Annotated in this window: 2 protein-coding genes and 1 pseudogene; 2 read left to right on the top strand and 1 reads right to left on the bottom strand. The window is 37.6% G+C overall.

The features are described 5' to 3' along the window. Positions 1–270 precede the first annotated feature (270 nt). A complete protein-coding gene (gene hemJ, locus WGMM_RS01945; protein ID WP_038249279.1) occupies positions 271–699 on the bottom strand; it encodes a protoporphyrinogen oxidase HemJ in 429 nt (142 codons plus the stop codon). A 55-nt stretch (positions 700–754) separates the two neighbouring features. Here hemJ and pdhA point away from each other — a divergent pair, with 55 nt between their 5' ends. Together pdhA and WGMM_RS01935 are read left to right on the top strand one after the other, a co-directional pair. Then, positions 755–1,735: a pyruvate dehydrogenase (acetyl-transferring) E1 component subunit alpha gene (gene pdhA / locus WGMM_RS01940; RefSeq protein ID WP_038249277.1), complete on the top strand. Its 981-nt coding sequence runs from the start codon at positions 755–757 to the stop codon at positions 1,733–1,735. Positions 1,736–2,143: 408 nt separating this feature from the next. Further along, positions 2,144–2,434 (top strand): annotated as a pseudogene (locus tag WGMM_RS01935) (RluA family pseudouridine synthase); the annotation flags it as partial.

The following is a 2,434-nucleotide window of genomic DNA, read 5'->3' as shown; positions in this document are numbered from 1 at the left end:
CACTGGGATCCAGGAAAAAGAATGGTGTCATCCGAGTAGCTTGACACTGGCATCCAGGAAACTTAATTGCAAGTAATGCATTGAGTTTGGTGAGTATGGGTTTTGCGTTATAGAATGAAGCACTTTTGGTGAATTTGTAAAGAAAGCTGGATCCCAGTGTCAAGCACTGGGATTACAAGAAAGGGAGCACTGGAATTTTTATTTCAGTATTGTACATTAGCCATGCATCTGAACAGATACGAGCTTTCTGCTTTTTTTTGGTAAGGTCAGTCAAAAAGGTTTTACAACAACCATAATAACTATAACTATTATCAATACTGTAACTGCTTCATTTAAAACGCGAAAATAAATATGTGACTTCTTATTCGAACCCATTGCAAAATTTTTCCTATATTTTGCAAGTAGCATATGAATAATTAACATCAAAAGTATTGCAAATGCTTTTAGATGAAACCATCCTTCACGATATGCTTCCCTAATAACCATTAGTGTAATTCCAAGACCAAGTGAGAAAAGCATTGCAGGGTTTATGATATATCTAAGTAGCCTCTTTTCCATTGTTTGAAGCAAGCTATCATTTTCCGATCCCGGTTTTACAGTTGCATGGTAGACATAAAGCCTGGGTAAATAAAGCATACCTGCCATCCACATGATAACAGAGATAACATGAAAAGCCTCAAGCCAGTGGTAATAGTTCATTAGCAAAAATTTAAAATTCCTGGTATTCTGTTAGTTTAATGAAGAAGAAATCGATATGAAAGCAGAAAATTTCACTAAAGAACAGATAATTGGATTCTACAGGAAAATGCTACTCATACGCAGATTTGAGGAAAAAGCAGGACAATTATATGGGATGGGATTAATAGGCGGGTTCTGTCACCTATCAATAGGACAAGAAGCAGTTGCAGTTGGAACTCAAGCTGCATCAAAATTAGGTGACGCTTTTATCACAAGTTATAGAGACCATGGCTTAATGCTCGCATGTGATTCTGATCCAAATGTTGTAATGGCAGAGCTTACCGGCAAAGAAACAGGATGCTCGAAAGGTAAAGGTGGTTCGATGCACGTATTTGACGTTGAAAAAAAATTCTTCGGCGGGCATGGAATAGTGGGAGCACAAGTTCCAATTGGCACAGGAGTAGCATTTGCTAATAAATATAAGAAAAAAGATAATGTGGTATTTACATATTTTGGCGACGGTGCTGCAAATCAAGGACAAGTATATGAATCGTTTAATATGGCATCTTTGTGGGAGTTGCCTGTGGTTTACATCATAGAAAATAATGAATACGCAATGGGAACCTCCGTGCAAAGATCAACTTTAGTAACAGAGTTATATAAAAGAGGAAAAAGTTTTGGTATTCCTGGAAAACAAGTTGATGGAATGGATTTTTTCTCTGTTTATGAGGCTACAAGCGAAGCAGCGGAACACACACGCAGCGGAAAAGGGCCTATCCTGCTTGAAATGAAGACATATCGATATCGCGGTCACTCAATGTCAGATCCTGCTACTTATCGCTTAAAAGAAGAAGTTGAAGATATGAAGCAAAATCATGACCCTATAAGCACTTTAAAGAAATACATGACAGATAATAAAATGGCTTCAGAAGAAGAGTGCAAAGTAATTGATAAGGAAATACGTGATTTAGTAAAAAAGTCGGAAGATTTTGCCAAAAATAGTAAAGAACCAAGCGTTGATGAGCTGTATACTGATGTTTATAAATTTGTTAGCTAATTTTTTTATCCAGAACTGTACAAACATTGTATAGTAAACGATGTCATCCAAATAGCTCCTTCTCCCGTCATCCAAGTGCCCTCCTTTTTTTGTCATCCCAGTGCTCTGACTACTTGGATCCAGCTGAGTTGGTGAGTATAAAAGTATAGCTAACGTAAGCTCTACGTCATGCCGCCGCGAACCGTCATACCGCGATTCATTCGCGGTATCTCTAGATCCCGCTAACAAGCAACGGGATGACGGTTGTCAGGCTAGCTGTCATCTCAGTAATCTCCTTCTCCTGTCATCCGAGTAGCTGACACTGGTTCCTTTATGACGGCAGTAGCCCCTTCGGTGTCATTCCAGTGCTTGACACTGGAATGACACCAATAATTGACATTTCACTAGATATTCATTATAAGTAATGGAATGCTACAAAGTATAAAAACCATATTAATAGAAGACGATAACGTTAGGCTGGATAGGTACATCAGAAGAATCTTTCCTGATCTAAAGCAATCTGTAATTGAAAAATCTTTAAGGAAAGGATTAATCAAAGTTGATGATTGCAAAGCAAAGTCCAGTGATAGAGTAAATTCTGGGCAAACTATAACGCTGAAGCACTTGAATTATATTGAAAACGCTAATTCTGATCGCAAATATAATGAAAAGTTAGTGAATCTACTAAGAGAGAACATATTATATGAAGACGAATATATA

The sequence above is a fragment of the Wolbachia endosymbiont of Glossina morsitans morsitans genome (assembly GCF_000689175.1).
Lineage (GTDB): Bacteria > Pseudomonadota > Alphaproteobacteria > Rickettsiales > Anaplasmataceae > Wolbachia > Wolbachia pipientis.
Note: the sequence above shows the minus strand (reverse complement) of the source record. Positions and strands in the feature narration are given on the sequence as shown.

Excerpts from the sequence above, each read along its gene's own strand:
- pdhA (WP_038249277.1), top strand. The coding sequence starts at position 755 with ATGAAAGCAGAAAATTTCACTAAAGAACAGATAATTGGATTCTACAGG.
- hemJ (WP_038249279.1), bottom strand. The coding sequence starts at position 699 with ATGAACTATTACCACTGGCTTGAGGCTTTTCATGTTATCTCTGTTATC.